This window comes from Halodesulfovibrio sp. MK-HDV (assembly GCF_009914765.1).
Lineage (GTDB): Bacteria > Desulfobacterota > Desulfovibrionia > Desulfovibrionales > Desulfovibrionaceae > Halodesulfovibrio.
In genome coordinates this window covers 46424-64292 of sequence record NZ_WYDS01000013.1, presented here as the reverse complement: position 1 = coordinate 64292, position 17869 = coordinate 46424, and the positions used below count along the sequence as shown (strand labels likewise).

18 protein-coding genes are annotated in these 17869 nt (G+C 44.3%); 6 read left to right on the top strand and 12 right to left on the bottom strand.

Annotation, left to right across the window (positions count from 1 at the left end):
* The 9 genes from MKHDV_RS11380 to MKHDV_RS11340 are packed head-to-tail and all read right to left on the bottom strand — an operon-like array spanning position 1 to position 6596.
* On the bottom strand, positions 1 to 1428 hold the full coding sequence (locus MKHDV_RS11380; protein WP_160715376.1) for an aldehyde dehydrogenase family protein: 1428 nt from the start codon (positions 1426 to 1428) through the stop codon (positions 1 to 3).
* 17 nt (positions 1429 to 1445) lie between these two features.
* Complete coding sequence (locus tag MKHDV_RS11375; protein WP_160715374.1) at positions 1446 to 1730, bottom strand: EutN/CcmL family microcompartment protein; 285 nt, start codon at positions 1728 to 1730, stop codon at positions 1446 to 1448.
* A gap of 47 nt (positions 1731 to 1777) precedes the next feature.
* Positions 1778 to 2056, bottom strand: coding sequence for an ethanolamine utilization microcompartment protein EutM (eutM, locus tag MKHDV_RS11370; RefSeq protein WP_160715372.1), 279 nt, complete (start codon positions 2054 to 2056; stop codon positions 1778 to 1780).
* 41 nt (positions 2057 to 2097) lie between these two features.
* The gene (locus tag MKHDV_RS11365) at positions 2098 to 2451 is read right to left on the bottom strand and encodes a BMC domain-containing protein (protein ID WP_160715370.1); all 354 of its coding nucleotides are present in this window, start codon (positions 2449 to 2451) and stop codon (positions 2098 to 2100) included.
* Between the two features lie 49 nt (positions 2452 to 2500).
* The gene (locus MKHDV_RS11360; RefSeq protein ID WP_174239238.1) at positions 2501 to 3058 is read right to left on the bottom strand and encodes a BMC domain-containing protein; all 558 of its coding nucleotides are present in this window, start codon (positions 3056 to 3058) and stop codon (positions 2501 to 2503) included.
* Between the two features lies 1 nt (position 3059).
* Complete coding sequence (locus tag MKHDV_RS11355) at positions 3060 to 4397, bottom strand: 4Fe-4S dicluster domain-containing protein (RefSeq protein WP_160715368.1); 1338 nt, start codon at positions 4395 to 4397, stop codon at positions 3060 to 3062.
* 38 nt (positions 4398 to 4435) lie between these two features.
* The gene (gene eutM, locus MKHDV_RS11350) at positions 4436 to 4708 is read right to left on the bottom strand and encodes an ethanolamine utilization microcompartment protein EutM (RefSeq protein WP_020000567.1); all 273 of its coding nucleotides are present in this window, start codon (positions 4706 to 4708) and stop codon (positions 4436 to 4438) included.
* Between the two features lie 56 nt (positions 4709 to 4764).
* Positions 4765 to 5745, bottom strand: coding sequence for a phosphate acetyltransferase (gene pta, locus MKHDV_RS11345; protein ID WP_160715366.1), 981 nt, complete (start codon positions 5743 to 5745; stop codon positions 4765 to 4767).
* Positions 5746 to 5759: 14 nt separating this feature from the next.
* The gene (locus tag MKHDV_RS11340) at positions 5760 to 6596 is read right to left on the bottom strand and encodes a cupin domain-containing protein (protein WP_160715364.1); all 837 of its coding nucleotides are present in this window, start codon (positions 6594 to 6596) and stop codon (positions 5760 to 5762) included.
* 861 nt (positions 6597 to 7457) lie between these two features.
* Between MKHDV_RS11340 and MKHDV_RS11335 the strand changes: the two genes are divergently transcribed.
* Entirely contained in the window at positions 7458 to 8372 is a 915-nt protein-coding gene (locus tag MKHDV_RS11335; protein WP_160715363.1) for an amidohydrolase family protein, read from the top strand.
* Between the two features lie 475 nt (positions 8373 to 8847).
* Here MKHDV_RS11335 and MKHDV_RS11330 read toward each other — a convergent pair whose 3' ends face one another.
* On the bottom strand, positions 8848 to 10035 hold the full coding sequence (locus MKHDV_RS11330; protein WP_160715361.1) for an iron-containing alcohol dehydrogenase: 1188 nt from the start codon (positions 10033 to 10035) through the stop codon (positions 8848 to 8850).
* An 852-nt stretch (positions 10036 to 10887) separates the two neighbouring features.
* Between MKHDV_RS11330 and MKHDV_RS11325 the strand changes: the two genes are divergently transcribed.
* The 4 genes from MKHDV_RS11325 (at position 10888) to glpQ (ending at position 14349) form a co-directional block, all read left to right on the top strand.
* Positions 10888 to 11613: a glycosyltransferase family 25 protein gene (locus MKHDV_RS11325; RefSeq protein WP_160715359.1), complete on the top strand. Its 726-nt coding sequence runs from the start codon at positions 10888 to 10890 to the stop codon at positions 11611 to 11613.
* 22 nt (positions 11614 to 11635) lie between these two features.
* The gene (locus MKHDV_RS11320) at positions 11636 to 11893 is read left to right on the top strand and encodes a hypothetical protein (RefSeq protein WP_216846908.1); all 258 of its coding nucleotides are present in this window, start codon (positions 11636 to 11638) and stop codon (positions 11891 to 11893) included.
* 160 nt (positions 11894 to 12053) lie between these two features.
* The gene (locus MKHDV_RS11315) at positions 12054 to 12905 is read left to right on the top strand and encodes an O-antigen ligase (RefSeq protein WP_216846907.1); all 852 of its coding nucleotides are present in this window, start codon (positions 12054 to 12056) and stop codon (positions 12903 to 12905) included.
* A 349-nt stretch (positions 12906 to 13254) separates the two neighbouring features.
* Positions 13255 to 14349, top strand: coding sequence for a glycerophosphodiester phosphodiesterase (gene glpQ / locus MKHDV_RS11310; protein WP_160715353.1), 1095 nt, complete (start codon positions 13255 to 13257; stop codon positions 14347 to 14349).
* 159 nt (positions 14350 to 14508) lie between these two features.
* Here glpQ and MKHDV_RS11305 read toward each other — a convergent pair whose 3' ends face one another.
* Positions 14509 to 15441 carry a DUF2333 family protein gene (locus tag MKHDV_RS11305; protein WP_160715351.1) on the bottom strand — a complete coding sequence of 311 codons (933 nt, stop codon included), beginning with the start codon at positions 15439 to 15441 and terminating at the stop codon, positions 14509 to 14511.
* Between the two features lie 189 nt (positions 15442 to 15630).
* Positions 15631 to 16668, bottom strand: coding sequence for a UDP-glucose 4-epimerase GalE (galE, locus tag MKHDV_RS11300; RefSeq protein ID WP_160715349.1), 1038 nt, complete (start codon positions 16666 to 16668; stop codon positions 15631 to 15633).
* 244 nt (positions 16669 to 16912) lie between these two features.
* Between galE and MKHDV_RS11295 the strand changes: the two genes are divergently transcribed.
* Positions 16913 to 17869 (top strand): aldo/keto reductase, encoded by a 957-nt coding sequence (locus tag MKHDV_RS11295; protein WP_160715347.1) that lies wholly within the window; start codon positions 16913 to 16915, stop codon positions 17867 to 17869.

The window sequence follows — 17869 nt, the reverse complement described above, 5'->3', positions numbered from 1 at the left end:
CTAAACGATCCTAAAGCAATCTACGAGGCAACAACGACGGATACGGGTAAATGTAGCCGCGTTAGTAACGCCTTCACCTGTAGGGGTGGAGATAGTCATTGAAGTCCAACCTTCACCGCCAGCACCAAGACCGGCAACGTGAGGGCCGTTTTTAACAAAGAGGCTGGTGTTAGTAGCACGAGCCATTGCTTCCATGTTATTAACGTTTGTGGAATGCAAACCAGCTGTGTGGCTGAGACCGCGCTCAAGTTTCAATGCCCATGCAAGAGCTTCTTCGAAGTTGTGTGCACGGAGAACTGGAACGAGCGGCATCATCTGCTCTACTGTTGCAAAAACGTAGTCAGAGTCACGACCAGCGTCTACGATGAGAAGCTTGCAGGTATCTGGTACGCTGATGCCAGCGATAGCAGCGAGTTTTTTAGCGTCACGACCAACCCATTTTGGATTAGCACGAGCTTTGTCAGTGCCGTAATCGAGAATAACTGTCTGAGCGATGGTGTTAGCCTGCTCAAGAGTCAACTCGTATGCGCCAACTTTTTTCATCTCAACTTTAAGCTCATCAGCGATAGAATCAACTGCGATAATTTCTTTTTCGTCAGCGCAGATGAGGTTGTTATCGAAAGATGCACCTGTGTAGATGGAGATAGCTGCACGAGCAATGTCAGCAGTTTCATCAACAACTACAGGAGGGTTACCAGCACCAGCAGCCATAAGGCGTTTGTTGGTGGTTTTACGAGCAGCTTCAACTACAGCTTCACCGCCGGTTACTACGAGAAGGTTAATGCCTTCAAAAGTAAAGAGACGTTTAGCAGCATCGATGGTTGGTTCTTTAACAGCAACCACGAGGTTCGCAATGCCGGTTTCAGCAACAACAGCTTTGTTGATGATCTTGATTGCTTCCTGAGTAATACGCTTAGCAGCTGGGTGCGGAGCGAATACTACAGAGTTACCAGCAGCGATCATGCTAATGCCGTTGTTGATAACAGTAGAGCCAGGGTTGGTGGAAGGAGTTACAGATGCGATAACGCCCCAAGGAGCTTTTTCGATCATGGTAAAACCATTGTCACCAGTGATTGCTTCTGCAGATACTGCTTCAGTACCTGGAGTGCGGTCTGCAACAAGAAGAGTTTTCGCAATCTTGTCTTCAACGTTACCCATACCAGTTTCTTCAACAGCCATTTCAGAAAGACGACGTGCATTGTTACGTGCAGCGCGACGGATGATATCAATAATCTTGTTACGGATTGCGATAGTACCGATTTTGCTCTGTGCAACTTTAGCAGCTGCTACAGCATCATCTAATTCGTCAAAAATGCCCCAGTCGCCTGCGGTAGGTGCAGGAGCAGCAGCAGAAGTCTGTGCAGCGCCTGTCAGCTGAGTAAGAACTTCAGAAACAATAGACTCTATCTGTTCACGTGCGATAGCCATGTTAGCTCCAAACTATTTTATTTATTGTAAACTGTTTCGCCCTGTGAGGAAATCTGATCAATAATAGCGATTACACTCAGGTCAAGAGGTGGTCGATCGTTCATAGTAAAACGAGCGGAGCTACCGCGAACAAGCAGTATCATCTCACCTTCGCCGGCACCAAGGGTGTCGGCTGCAACCTGTCCAGAACGAACAACTTCACCGTCAGCGGTAATAAGATCCACTAGCAGCAAGGTAACAGGGGGCACGCCGGGATCACGAACAGTAGCAACTACTTGTCCTCGTACTCTTCCTAATTCCATATCGCATCTCCTTATTCATAGCCGCCAAGCAATCTTCCGTTGGCAGTTTACTTAGTCTTAATAGGGAAAACTTCCTCAAGATCAGTATGAGGACGTGGGATAACGTGAGCTGCAACAACTTCACCAACGCGCTGTGCTGCAGCAGCACCAGCATCGATAGCAGCTTTACAAGCAGCAACGTCGCCACGGATAAGGGCAGTAACAAGTCCGCCACCAATGCGCTCGTAACCTACGAGTTCAACACGTGCAGACTTAGTCATTGCATCAGATGCTTCAACAAGAGCAGTCATGCCTTTTACTTCAATAATACCAAGAGCGTCGCCCATGTGTATCTCCTATTTATATGCAACAACCGGAATAAGCCGGTTTATTTTTTCTTTTGAGCCGGCTTAGCAGATTTTTCTTCAGCTTTTGCAGACTTTGCCTTTGGCTCGTCAAAAATAGAACCAATTTTATTAGCAATCATTTCGCCAAGGCCATCACCCGGACGAGCGATAACGTTAGTACCAACGCACTCGCCAAGACGGGAAGCAGCAGCTTTACCAGCGTCAACAGCAGCAGCAACTGCAGCAAGGTCACCCTCACAAATAACAGTAAGCATGCCTGAATCAGCATTAGCTACGCTACGTACATGTACGCGAGCTGCTTTGGACATAGCATCTGCAGCTTCAACAGCAGCTATGAGACCTATAACTTCAACTAAACCTAAAGAGTCGTTCATAACGATACGTTCCTTTCGTTCTTCAACCGACGCACCCCAAAGGGAACGTCTACAAAATATTACGCAAAACTTCCGGAGCTGCGCTAGGAATTACGACCTTGCGAACCAGCATTGCACTTTCAGCAACAACATTTGCTGCTGCTTCTACTGCCATGCTAACTGCTGCAACATCACCGGTGAGAAGACAGAATGCCTTACCACCAAGGCCCATTGCGATGCGTACTTCTGCGATATCAACGTCAGCAGTTTTTGCAGCTGTATCAGCTGCAAGAATGGAAGACGCTGCGGAGAAAGTTTCGATAACACCAAGTGCTGAACCGGTAGGTTCCGGAGTAGCACATGCCATTGCGGAAACAACAGCATCATTGATGTTAGGGATTACAAAATGGTCTGCAACAGTACCGTCAGCGCCGCTCATACCAGCTTCTACAGCAGACTGAACTGCTGCAACATCACCATGTACTGCAGCAACAAATTTGCCCGGGCAGATGGTTTTAAGCATGAGAGGTTCTACGAGAGCAGCTTTCATCATGCGATCTGCTGCTTCAATACCTGCTGCAATGGAAGTAAATTCAATCATTCCAACAGACTGGAGTTGAGTTATCACACTATGCTCCTTTAATGACGATATTGTTGCCCACTTCTACTACAGTACCTGCAATAGAAGCATGAACGGTTGCACCAAGTGCGCCTTCCGGCACGGCACCGATGAGCTGACCAACTGTTACGGTATCCCCTACTTTCACTTGAGCTACGGAAGGTGCTCCAATGTGCATGCGAAGTGGGAGGCTTACCTGAGCTGGCTTGTAATCGCCTTCAAATTCAGGATGAATATTCATGTAATCAGCAATGCCGATTTTTGATGCAAGACGAGGTACCGGAATTTTACGGTACGGACGCATTGCAGACTGCTCGGGACGAACTTCGCGCGGTCCGGTGTACTGAACACCTTGTTCACGGAACTTACCTTTCAGCGCGCTGTTAATGCGGCGTGGGGAAAGTCCCATTGGACAGCTGAAGAGTTCACAAACACCACATTCACAACACATAGCTGCCTGAGTGGCACCCATTGCTACATCCTGTCCGCCGCCAAATGCACGCATAACTTTGTGAGTTTCAAAACTCTGACCTACGAGGTAACGCGGGCAAAGCTCTGTACACATGCGACACTGGATACAAGCAGTAGCAGCACGGCGCTGCATGGTGTGAAGGTCAACGGTTGCCTGCTGGTGCAGGTAGTGCCCACGAGGAAGCACAATAAGACCGCCGCTTGTTTTGGTGATTACTTCATTCTCAAAAGCAGCCTGAGAATCACACATACGTCCCATCATCGGGCCGCCAAGAATGTATACAGGGTCTGCGTTGGTTGCACCACCACAAAACTCGAGACAATCTTTAAGGCTAGTACCAAGCGGTACACGGATAATAGAAGGTTTGGCTACATCACCGGTGACTGTAAGTACCTTGTGGGTAAGTGGCTTGCCGTCCATGGCCTGTGCAACAGTGTGCAAAGTACCAACGTTAGCAACTACAGCGCCTACATCTTTAGGCAGACCCAAAGGCGGGATGGTTTTTCCGGTTACTTCATGAACCAGAATCTGCTCATCACCGGCAGGATAAAAGTTATCGAGCTGTGCAAGCTCAAGGCCAGTACCTTCCATACCCTTAGCAAAAATTTCTGCAATATCAGTATATTTGCGTTTAATGCCGATAACACCACGTGTAGCCCCTGTAGCTGCGACAACAGCTTGCATGGCACGAATGATGTCAGAAGCATGAGACTTCATGATGTACTGATCAGTATGGAGCAATGGTTCACATTCGCAACCATTGGCAATGACCGTATCTACTTGTGCGTCGTATTTGACGTGGGCCGGAAAACCGGCCCCGCCTTCTCCGACAACACCAGCATTCTGGATCGAACGGATAAGTGTTACTTTGTCCATGACATTCTTCTTTGTGCGTTAAGGGCTACAAAGAGCGACTAGCGCTTAAATGGAAAAACGTCTTCCAGGTCGCCGTGAGGACGAGGAATTACGTGAACCGCTACAACTTCACCGATACGCTGTGCTGCTGCAGCACCTGCGTCAGTAGCAGCTTTACAAGCAGCTACGTCACCACGAACGATAGCAGTAACAAGACCAGCACCAATCTGCTTGTAACCAACGAGCTGTACACGTGCAGCTTTTACCATTGCGTCAGAAGCTTCGATAAGAGCGGTAAGACCTTTAGTTTCGATCATTCCTAATGCGTCCATTGTATCCTCCAATTAATTAGTCAGTAACTGACTTATGTTTCACTTTGGTTGCCGTGCTACAGGCACTGGCCTACTACGGCAACTTTATAAATATCATCTGCACTACAACCACGGGAAAGGTCGTGCCAACCAGCAGCAAAGCCCTGCAAAAGCGGGCCTAATGCGGTGTAACCGCCAAGGCGCTGTGCAAGCTTGTATGCAATGTTTCCTGCTTCAAGAGATGGGAATACCAGTACGTTTGCTTCACCTTTAACAGGGCTGTCAGGAGCCTTAGATGCAGAAACGCTTGGTACAATCGCAGCATCAAGCTGCAATTCGCCATCAATAAGAAGATCAGATTCACGTTCACGGACATTTACCAAAGCTTCTTGTACAAGAGTTACTCGGTCATGCTTTGCACTACCTTTGGTAGAGAAAGACAACAGGGCAACTCTAGGTTCTTCACCAAGAAGTTTTCGGGCTTTATCCGCAGAAGCTATGGCAATATCTGCAAGTGTAGCTGCGTTAGGAGCAGGTACAACGCCACAGTCCGCGAAAATGTAGTCCTTACCGCCTTCAGGCGCAATCATGAAAAAGAAACTAGAAACGGTTTTAAGACCTTTCTGTTTAGGCAAAAGATGCAACCCGGCGCGAATAACATCACCTGTAGAGGAAATGTTACCAGCAACACCAAGCTGTGCTTCATCACGGCGAACCATCATAGCAGCACCAGCAAGTGGACAACGCATGGCTTTAACAGCAGCATCCATTGTTATTGCTTTACCTTTTTTTTCGCGTATTGCGAAAAACTCGGTTGCATTTTTTTCAAGCAGTGTAGGACTAGTGTGATCCACAACGGTAAAACCGTTAGTACGGATTTTTGCTTCGCGCATTTTATTACGCACTGCAAATGGTGACTGAACAAGCACTGGATTACAAAGACCGTCTGCCTTCAGGCGAGTAACGGCTTCGAGCACACGCTCATCAAGACAATCCGGAAACACAACAGTCTTTGGATTCTGTCTACATGCTTCTTTACAACGTTCCAGAATGCTCACATCAATCTCCGTGATTACTGGATGTTGTTTACGCAAGCGATGCGTACAGAAGATGGAGTACCGTAGGTAACAGCAACACCTTCAGGGAAGTACATCATGTCGCCGGCTTTACCAATTTTGGTTTCGCCGCCGATTGTAAGATGCAATTCACCCTCAAGGATGACGCCGATCTCAGGAGATTCTACAGTACGGGTAAAGGAAGCGCGTTCCCATTCCATGTAGCCAGCTGCGAGCTTAGCATTATCGCATGCGCCAATGGCGTCTGCGATGAATACCTGTTCGTCAAGAGCTACAGGGCTGGAACCCTGCTTTTGCAAACGCTGACCGTCGATAAAACAAACGCCGTTGCTACATGTTGCAGTTTCTGCACCTGGTGCAGATGCTACAACTGGTGCAGATGCAGGTGTGCTTGTTGTACATGCAGTTTCGCCAAGCTTAGCGGAAACAACACGACGAACAATAGCTTCAAGTACATCAATACTTGTTCCTGCAGGCAGCTTATCTTGGAGGAGCGCGCAAACCTGCAATACAACGATATCAGCTTCAGAACACTCAGATGCTGGTGCGGGAGCAGCAGACGCTGCTGGGGCAACCGGTGCAGCTGGTGCTACTACTGGAGCTGATACTGGTGCAGGGGCAGGAGCGACACATGCTTCAGGAGCAGATGCGCTACAAGCCTGTGCAGGCGCAGCATCTTCAAGAGAAGATTCAATGAAAGAGACTCCAAGTTCCAGAGCTTTGTCATGGGCCTGTGGAGTGATAATGCAATCGCAAAGAGCAAGCCTTAGGGCTTTGGTTCCGTTAGCAACGGCTTCGCGAACATCAGCCTCGGTGACTATCCGTTTTCCCATGCAGTACCTCCAATGTTGGCTGTTCTTGAATGGGGCTTTCAGTCTTTTGCTCAAGTTTTCGGGCTGAGAAAACCTGTGCGTAACATTTATATAACCTGCAAAAAATGAGAGCAGGCACTACGCTCTCTTGCAACAACCGTGCACAAAAGAACGTCACCCTATACATAATGTTAAAAGACTCGCATCAATGTGGCTGATTAGAAATAAAGTGTGGTTTTCTGCATGTTGGAAGAGGTTGGGGAAAAAATATGGAGCAGGAAAAGTTGTTGTGATTTTCGACACAAACTAAACGCACGATAGTTTTATTATGCTCTTGCATGCACAAGATGCAAATGTGCACCATCATGTTGTAATCAATATTGATTATTAATAATATAATCTAGTTATATCATTTCAACGAGTTATAATCTTCAGTTTTTCTAACAGTCAGTAACAATTTTACTGAAGCTGCGCTTTTGCAACACAGTGTTATTTCTCGCAAAGCATTGCATTCCGTGCAATTAGGTTATTTCCCATTTTTATGGTGCAAGTACGCATCAATTCACCCACCCAAAAAACACGCTCAGACATCCCTACCTAGGTGTTTTTTCAAGAAAAACTTTGATTAACTAATCAATCTGTTTTGCACAATCTTTGTCATTTCATCAAAGATTCACTTGGTTAATCCCTCGCATTAAAGCCTTTTCATTGCGTAAAATGTACTAAAAAATTCTTTTCACAAGGTTGTTCCGATCAATTCTGGCACTCTACTTGCTGTTGTACTGCTGGCAGTAATTTATATTCTACCAATTATTTTAATAACGCCTTGAAGCATACTGTTTACGCCTCAGGCGATTGATGAAAACCCATAGGGGATTTGCAATGAACGTGATTGACTTCCGTTTCCGCCCTAACACTGCGGAAACTTTGAGCGGAATCCAGAACAGCTCTATGTTCAAAGGTCTCTGCCAGCACATCGACTTTTCTAAAATGAAGGCTCAGACCGTAGCTGAGTGTGTTCAGGACCTTACTGCTAACAACGTTGTTCGCGCTGTTATCACCGGTCGTGACTGTGAAACTACCTACGGTGCTAAGACTAACAACCAGAGCGTTATTGATTTTGTTCAGGCTCATCCTGAAAAATTCATCGGCTTCTTCGGTATGGACCCACACAAAGGCATGCAGGGCATCCGCGATCTGAACCACGCAGTTCAGACTCTCGGCCTCCGTGGTGCTGCTGTTGACCCATACCTTGCACAGATCTACCCGAACGACGCAAAGTACTACCCAATTTACTCCAAATGTTGTGAACTCGATATTCCTCTCGTATTCACAACTGGTCCTGCTACTCTCGTTCCTGCTGCAGTAGTTGACCACGTTGCACCTCGCTACATCGACTTTGTTGCTCGTGACTTCCCTGAGCTCAAAATCGTTATCAGCCACGGTGGCTACCCATGGGTTAACGAAGCTATCATCGTTGCTGAACGTAACAAAAACGTTTACCTCGAAATTTCTGAATTCGAACGCTCCCCTATGTCCGAAGCGTACATTCAGGCTGCTAACACCATGATTTCTGACAAGATGATCTACGCATCTGCACACCCGTTCATTGATTTCCGCGAAGCTCTTCAGACTTACAGTGACCTTCCATTCACACCTGAAGTACGCCAGAAAGTAATGCACGACAACGCTGCTAAACTGCTCGGCCTCGAAACTGCTCCTGCAGCTTCCGTTGCAGCATCTGCTGATCTCGTAAAAGACATCGTTTCCGAAGTTCTCGCACGTCTCGGCAAGTAGTAGCACTACTTACTTAGTTTCTATATTTCTAGTTGGCGTACCACTGGGTGCGCCAACTAGAAAATACAGCACACAGTGCTAACAAATTTTTAAACCGGATGGTTGACCAGCTCCTCCTTTGATCATGCCTCTAAAGCTGTTCTACTGCTCCGGTTACCTAACGGAACACTCCATTCCGAACCCTGCTTGAGGTGACATAAGCGCAGGTACCACGCGCGGCTAGTAAGATTCTCCCCGCTTCTTATAGCTATCTTTGTCCCCTCATCTTTCAAGCCTTGTCTGGGCACGGGAGCACACTCCCACAAATGCCCTGATTTCCCTTGCCAGGAAATCAGGGTATTTTGTTATTCAAAAAATATCTTTCACAGCTTCCAAACACTACCCAGTAAATCTTTTGTGCTCAGCACTCTATAGACCTAAAAAAAGCGCCTGACAGAATCTGTCAGGCGCTTCACTATTCAATCTAACTCGAGGACTATAAAATCTTACGGTAGATTGCGATGATGTCTTCTTTGCGCATACCGCGAGGGTTTGTAACTGCACAAGCATCTTTCATTGCACTTTCTGCCATAACTTCAAAATCTTCAGGATTTACGGTTTTACCGTATTTCTTTGCAAGCATAGTAAGGCTGGCTGGAATATTCACGTCCTGCATGAGATCACGAATTGCCTGAATTACATTGCCTGCCGCTTCGCGCTGTGTACGAGCTGAGCTCTGTACACCGAAGAATTCTGCCATTTCTGCAAAGCGGTCCATAGCTGCAAGCATGTTGAATTCACATACGTGCGGCAAAAGGATTGCGTTACACTCACCATGAGGCAAGTTAAGGTAGCCGCCAAGCTGGTGTGCCATTGCATGAACATATCCGAGGCCAGCGTTGTTAAACGCCATGCCAGCCTGATACTGCGCATAACACATTGCTTCACGAGCTTCGAGGTTGCGACCGTTACCAACTGCACGACGCAGGTACTTAGAAATAAGCTTAATTGCTTTTTCTGCGTTTGCGTCAGTCATGTGTGTTGCACCAGTAGAAACATATGCTTCCACTGCATGTGTAAGTGCATCAAGACCAGTCGCAGCTGTAAGGCTTGGTGGCATACCAATCATAAGCTCTGGATCGTCCAAAGCAATGTTTGGAGTCACGCGCCAGTCTACGAGAGCCATTTTAACTTTACGTGCGGTATCGGTAATAATGCAGAAACGAGTCATTTCAGACGCGGTTCCTGCGGTAGTATTTACTGCAAGAAATGGCGGCATCGCCACACGTGCTTTATTTACACCTTCATACTGATGAATTGTGCCGCCGTTAGTAGCGACAATTCCGATCCCTTTACCGCAGTCATGAGCACTACCACCACCAAGGGTAACAATGCAGTCACAACCATTAGCGGTGTACTGTGCAAGACCATCGCTAACATTTTTGTCGGTAGGGTTAGGAACAGTTTCATCGTATATTGCGCACTGCATGCCTGCACCTTGCATAAGCTGTACGATAGAAGCGGTAACTCCAAGCTGCGTCATACCCTTATCGGTTACGAGCAAAGGCTTGGTACCTCCCAGAGACGCAAGTCTAGCTGGAATCTCTTTAACTGCGCCAGAACCGATAACTGTAACTGACGGCATATAAAATTCGACAGGCGCTACTGTCTGCTGATAGCTCATCTCAATTCCTTCCGGTGATGAAAGTTGCTGTTTGCACCAAATAAATTTAGTAACCCAAAAAACCTTTTTGTTGCTCTGCCAGAACGAGTCACTACCCCAGTGACTCAATACGCTCTTCAAATTCGTTTGTTCCGACAGGCAAAACACAGCAAAAAAACTGTGTGCCGTAATTCTGCCAAAGCAAGACGCTTTGTACGAAAATTAACAAGCATTTCTATTTAGCAATAAATGTGCAAACAACCAAGTTCTGATTACCTCATCACAAAATGAATACTGAGTTTATGAAAATATTATTTAATTTAATATAGTTATGGAAATATTTATTTTATAACTTTTTTTCTTCCTTCCATCTTTGCACTGTGCACCTGCACAATAATGTTATTTACTACCACACAACTTCTACCTTGAGTTCAATGGAACCGGTACCTCCGACTCTTTTATGCAACATTCCATCTTTACGTTGCAATAGTGCATCTTTGACATGTCAAAACGGGCCTAACCCCCCGTATAGCTTTATCGCTTTAATTTATTCTTTTTTTCACAAACCCCCTTATAAAGAACGAAATTTTCCGTAACCCGTGCTCCAAAATCACCACTGTTGCATTTTCGAAACATCTCAATTTTTGCCATAAAGAAGGATCACTACAGCATTTTACCACACAAACACTTCCAATACGCAACACACCAAAATCATGATAGTTCGCGCTTGTTAGTAACAAAAAAGTTGACGCCACCACACCTAGCTACTTATAGTTTAAAATTATTTTTCGTAACAAAGAGATTCAGTCCCTAATGCCTACCAGCACCTGTTCCTACACTGGTAACTTATCAACTCTAACTTCAACGAATTTAATGAAAATATTTATTATCAACTTAGAACGATCAACTGATCGTCGCTCCAGCATGGAAGCTCGCCTCAATGAATTAAACCTCGCCCACGAATTCATTAGCGCAGTCGACGGCTCAGAAAAGAATTTTTTATATAGTGATCGGTATGACGCAAAGAAAAGGCTCTTCATGAGAGGAAGAGAGCTACAACGGGGACAAATTGCGAACTTTGCTTCGCACATCACGTTGTGGGAAAAATGCGTTGAACTAAACACTCCGATTGTTGTCCTTGAAGATGATGCAATCCTCAAAGATAGCTTCCCCGAAGCAGTAAGCGTTGCAGCACAGCAAATTAACGACCTTGGTTGCATCAGACTCTACGGCAACAAGCTCAACAAACATAAAATTGTACGCGAGCTAAATGATACGTATAAGATTGCTCTTTCCTTCTTTGGAACAACTTGCAGCAACGCGTATGCAATCCAGCCTGCTGCGGCTAAAAAACTTTTGGCACACTGTACTCAAATTCTTCACTCCATTGATGTCTACATGAACCACTCATATAATCACGGTGTTCCATGTTACGTTTTACTCCCAATGCCTGTTGAGCATGACACTTCACGTCCAACAACCATTGCGGATCGAGTAAAAAGTAAAAAAACACTGCTCCAAAAATGTGTTCGAGAACTTGATATTTCGTACATCAGGCTTGCTACACTGCTCACTTCCCTTCGTCATCTCAAACGATAATAGATAACTAGCGACTAACAATATGAAAAACGTTTTCGAATCATCCAATGTTTATGGTATGGCAAAAACATTTGTGCTTCTTTCTCTCTACGCCCTGCTCATAGCCATTGGCATGCATAAAGGCGTCAAAATATTTCTCTACATCGCAGGAATAAGTGGCGCGTTGCTACTCACCTACGAGTGGTTCAAAATGGATCGCCCTTCGATTCCAACGTTCTTCATCGCACCTTTGTTGTTTCTTATTTATGTACTTATTTCCCCGGGCACTTTTTTTCATTGATGCACGACTGGCAGGGCGATTTGCATGTGCGCTATTTGCTGGTGTTGCTCTTCAATTCTTCTTCTCAAAAGCAACCCACAAGGTGCTTTTATCACAGTGTGCAGCGTTCTTAACCACTCTCTTCATAGGTGTTACCTATGCATGCATTTGGGCGCCAGAGATGTTTGATGACCGCCTTATCTTGTCGTATGGAAATCCACATCGACTAGCGGTAGCAGGCGCATTTTCAATCTTCACACTGTTCACGTACCTGAGCATCTTCTCAAAAAAGAAGCGGCTTATCGTATATTGTTTATTTGTAATTATCGGCACAGCAATCTTCATGACAGTGAGCCGGTCAACTATCCTTGGCCTACTCTGTGCCATTGCTGCCTACATACTATTCTATCGTTCTAAGCATCTAATTAAGGTAGTTGTCGTTGCAGTACTTATCAGCCTTATTATTTTTACTATCTTACCGCCGAGGCAACAACAACGTTTAATCGACCCACTCTCCGCCCCTCTTCATGACAGAACTACCAAACAGCGTATAGGAATTTGGTACACAGCCTTACAAGGAATTAAAGAGGCTCCTATTCTTGGTCATGGATTACGAGCCTACAGTGACTATGACAGCGACTATAAAGAAGCACATCGTGCAGAAATGGTAGATAAAAATATTCTAATTATAGATAGCCGTTGGGCTCATCCTCACAGTCTTTATTTAGGGTCACTATTTGGATGGGGGATTGTAGGCACTCTGCTCCTCATCGGTGCATTTATTCCCGCATTCCGCCACTCTTCAGGTCGGATTAAAACTTTCTTATTTTTAATGACATTCTTTAGCTTGGGTTATGGACTTACAGAGCTTCGAATAAAAAGTGATGATGGGGCTTTTATCCTATTCTTCCCATTGGGACTTGCATATGGCTCAATTCTTTTTGAACACTTATCTCAAAAAAACAAAACTACTTCAGAAGATCAGATCCAAGCGAAACCATTTACTACTAAGATTCTTACTTTGCTAAATTAAGTTCTAGAAAACTAAATCAAAACCAAAAGGCTGCCCTCACTATGAGAGCAGCCTTTTTTTGTATTGAATTGTAACTTTCGACATATATACACGTAACAATCATTTCGTAACTACCAATGAAGTTGCAGCAAATGGCTCTTCGTTTCTTATACTGCTCCATGAAGTAGAAACGAACGAGTGCAGAATCATTCACGCGTCTCACCAAAAAACATGAAATTATTTCTCATGAACCTAAAGCACAACACTAGCTAAAAACCAAGAGTTTCCCCACCAATTGTAAGCGCTATCAGCCTTGCCTTTCTAACCTTTTATGATATGTAACCATATAATATTTTTTGAGGAGTTTATTATGAAAAAGTTGCTGTCATTTTTACTTATTGCCCTGATTGCCCTTAGTGCAAGCGTTGCCTTTGCAGGTGCCAATAAAATTGTAATCGCACACCGTGGTGCTTCCGGCTACCTGCCTGAACATACCCTTGAAGCAAAAGCTGCCGCATACTTCATGGGCGTTGACTACATAGAGCAAGATCTGGTTATGACCAAGGATGACCAGCTTGTCGTTCTTCACGATCATTACCTTGATCGCATCACTGACGTTATGGAAAAATTTCCAAAACGTTTTAGAATGGTTAATGGTGAAAAACGCTGGTTCGCAATCGACTTTACCCTTCCAGAAATTAAAACTCTTAAAGTTACCGAAGGGTTCAATGTCAAAGATGGTAAGAAAGTTCAGGGCTTCGGCACTCGCTTTCCAATGTTTTCTTCTTCATTCGAAGTCCCAACCTTTGAAGAAGAACTCCAGCTCATTCAGGGCTTAAACAAATCTACGGGTAAAAACGTTGGTATTTACCCTGAGATTAAGGCTCCTTGGTTCCACCGTGCTGAAGGCAAAGACATTAGTATGGCAGCATTAAACATGCTTAAAGCGTACGGCTACACCACTAAAGAAGACAAAGTATACGTACAGTGCTTTGATCCAATCGAAACTCGCCGCATTAGCAAAGATCTTCTTCCTAAACTCGGTATGAACGTTAAAGTTGTTCAGCTTATCGCTGAAACCAGCTGGAACGAAACCATGGAAAAGAAAAACGGAAAATTTGTTCCTTACAACTATGATTGGATGTTTGAAAAAGGCGCAATGGAGCGTATTTCTCAATACGCTGACGGCATCGGTCCTTGGAAACCAATGCTCGTTAAAAATGATTCCACTGGCAACAATCTCATTATTACAGACATGGTAAAAGATGCCCACGCCAATGGCATGGAAGTTCACCCTTACACCTTCCGTCTTGATAATGGCCGTATCCCGGCCTATGCAGCAAGCTTTGAAGACATGCTGGATATCTTCTACTACACAGTAGATGTTGACGGCGTTTTCACTGACTTCCCTGATCGAGCTGTCAATTTCCTGCGTCGCGCTGAATACCAACGTCAGGGTTTATAGCTTACTATAAGCATTCTCCTTACAATTAGTTATGAAACGAATAAAGCCCGCCTCAAAATGAGGCGGGCTTTTCTATTTTATTCTAACCTAGGGAGATTTCAATAAAGAGCGTCTATAAGAAACAGTCTTTACTTTCAAATTCCACCTAGTTCATGTCTTCTATTTATCTAATGCTAATTTAACATCGCGCAAACGGTTTGCTGTAATATCAAGCTTAGAGGCCAAGGCCTGCACCTGGTTCGGAAGCATTGAGTCACCATTTTTATTCCCGCCAGCGAATACGTATAACGGATTAAAGCTAGCAATAATGTCAAGGGTCTCCAAAGCAACAGTAATGTTCTGTTCGCCACCGCGATTCATCAACTCTGGGTATGCCTTAGTTACGGTATATAATACGTCACGTACAACCAGACAAACACCTTTAGCAAAGTAGATAGCATCATCAGCTTCAAAATGAGAATCAACCCCTGTCTTCAAACGAGACTGAGGCATTTCAATAAGTGACTCAAGAGTATCAATGAGGGTGTACAAGTCGTCAGTCTTTACATTGAATACAGCTTTGCCGCTTTCAACATCTTTCAAATAGGAATTAATTGACTTGATGCCTTCGTTGTATCTGCTCTCGGATGATGCAAACATCCAAACGTCTTCAGCGTATGGAAAAGATGATGTCTGCGCTTTCAGCAGGTCTTTGTTCACTTCCTCGCCAGAACCGCTACGTGCAAAGTTCATGGTGTACACGTTAATTATACCACGAGTGGCAAAGATTATACCGCGTTGAAGATTTCTCTTATTGTCGAGCCATGATGTCGGGGAAATCATCAAGTCGTTAGGGAGCCAACCAAGAGTAGAGTTATTCAATTCTCTATCTAAAGAAAAATATGCAGCTTTGAACACTAACGGAGCAATGTCTGCATCGCCCTTGATCTCACCATTAATTGGCATTACTGGCTGTTCGGCAACCTGAGTACGGATCCCAACAATGCTGAAGCCTACAACAATAACCAAAAGAACTGATATAACTATTAAAGACCTTGAACCACTTTTGCTTTTAAAAAGCTGTTTCAAAGAATCGAGTCCAATGCGTGACATTTACGGTCTCCTACTGTGACTATTTAGAAAAATTTTACTTTCACTTTTTTGATGCTAACAACATTGATAAGTCAAGTTATCACACATTGTCTACTACATCCCAATTGAAACAAAAAATGTAATAATTAAAAAAGTCCGCTCTCTAAAGAAACGGACTTTTTACATTCTAACGAAAAATATTTATTTAAACTATACAGCTTCAGGCATCGAAGCGGCTGTTTCACTCGTGTTCATTCTTTTCTGAGCTCCCCAGCTATCGCGAACCATATCGACAATAGTGTACTGAGCCTCCCAGCCAAGCTCTTCTTTTGCGCTAGAAGGGTCCGCCCAACATTCAGCAATATCTCCTGCCCGTCGAGGGGCAATTGCAAAGGGAACATCTACTTTGTTTTCTGTAATAAATGCACGTACTAGTTCAAGTACGCTTGTACCGTTCCCTGTTCCCAAATTAAAAACAACACAGCCGGGAGCAGTTGTAAGTTTTTTAATAGCAGCGACATGCCCTTTCGCTAAATCAACAACATGAATATAGTCTCGGACTCCTGTCCCGTCGACCGTATCATAATCGTCACCAAAAATACTTAACTGCCCGCGGAGACCGGAAGCTGTTTGGCAAATATATGGCATTAAATTATTGGGGATACCTTTAGGACTTTCTCCTAGCCTATGAGAAGGGTGAGCGCCAACAGGATTAAAATATCTCAACAATGCAATGTTCATTTCAGGATGTGCCACTTGCACGTCCATTAATATGTGTTCAATAAACAACTTGCAATTGCCGTAAGGGTTTGTCGCACTCAAGGAATGATTCTCATCAAGAGGTAAGTACTGAGGATCTCCATAAACTGTCGCAGAAGAGCTGAACACAATGTTATTAATAGAATTTTCTAAACAAACTTCACACAAAGCTAACGTACTATCAATATTATTTTGGTAATACATGAGTGGGTTCTCAACAGACTCACCTACAGCCTTGTATCCTGCGAAATGAATTACACAATCAATGTCATGCGTTTTCGTAATGTCGCGCAACACTTCAACGTCACGCACATCAGCTTCGTACCACGTCACGTATTTGCCTGTAAGATCATGAATAACGTCAAATACCTCTTTTGAACTATTTGAAAAATTATCCACACAAATTACGCTGTGTCCGCTTTCAAGCAGTTCAATTGAAGTATGACTACCTATATAACCTGCGCCACCAGTTACTAGAATATTTTTCATACGATTTCCGAACTCACTTTATTTTTTCTAAGCCCCCTTTTATAACCGCTCTGTTTTTATAACAAATCATACACATTGATGCTATATTATATTCATATTTTTCTTGTTGTTTTCATTTAAAATAATGTGAGAAATTTCTTTCAAAAATACTCAAAGCCAACATCATATTTACATGCCTGCTATCTCTGATATGCTAGAGCAAAGTCCTTTCTTTCGCCCTATAGATGCATAGCGGAGGCATTCTATGAGACACTTTCAATTACCCACCGGTAACAAAATTCCGGCATTGGGACTTGGCACGTACCTAAGCCCACCAGACAAGATAGAGCATGCCATTTTAGCTGCACTAAAAGCTGGCTACAGACATATAGACTGTGCAGCAATTTATGGTAACGAAAAACAAATTGGTGCTGCTCTGAAAAAAGCATTAAAGCTATTTCCACGCGAAGAGCTATGGATAACCTCCAAACTATGGTGTGACGCCCATAAGCCGGAGGAAGTATTGCCTGCCCTATCGCAAACACTGGAAGATCTGGGACTGGAATATTTAGATTTGTATCTCATGCATTGGCCGGTTGCATTAAAACCCGGTGTAGGACTTCCCGGAAAACGAGATGACTATTTTTCGCTGGAAGAAGTTCCGCTTCGTGACACGTGGCGAGGCATGGAAGATTGTGTAGATCGAGAGATCGTTCGAAATATTGGCGTGAGTAATTTCAGCATAAAAAAACTTACAGCACTGTTATCAACAGCAGCTATTCCGCCTGCAATTAATCAGATAGAAATGCATCCGTACCAACAGCAACGCGCACAAGTTGCATTTGCTCGCAAGCACGACATCAGGCTCACGGCTTATTGCCCGCTAGGTTCTATTGGAACTCCAATAACAACGGCAGATGGCTGCAAACCTCCACCGCTCCTCAAGCATCCTCTCATTATGACCATTGCTAAAAAACATGGGTGCACGACCGCTCAGGTACTCATTGCATGGCTTTTGAACCTAGACATAATTGCTATTCCAAAATCGATCACGCCAGAACGCATTCAGGAAAATATCAAAAGTACAGAAATTCATCTCGACACAAATGATATGACTGCCATTGCTGAGTTGGACATGGGAGCCCGTATTATCGACGGCAAGGTTTTCACCTTCTACAATTCACCATACACCATAGAAAATCTATGGGATGGAGAATTCTAG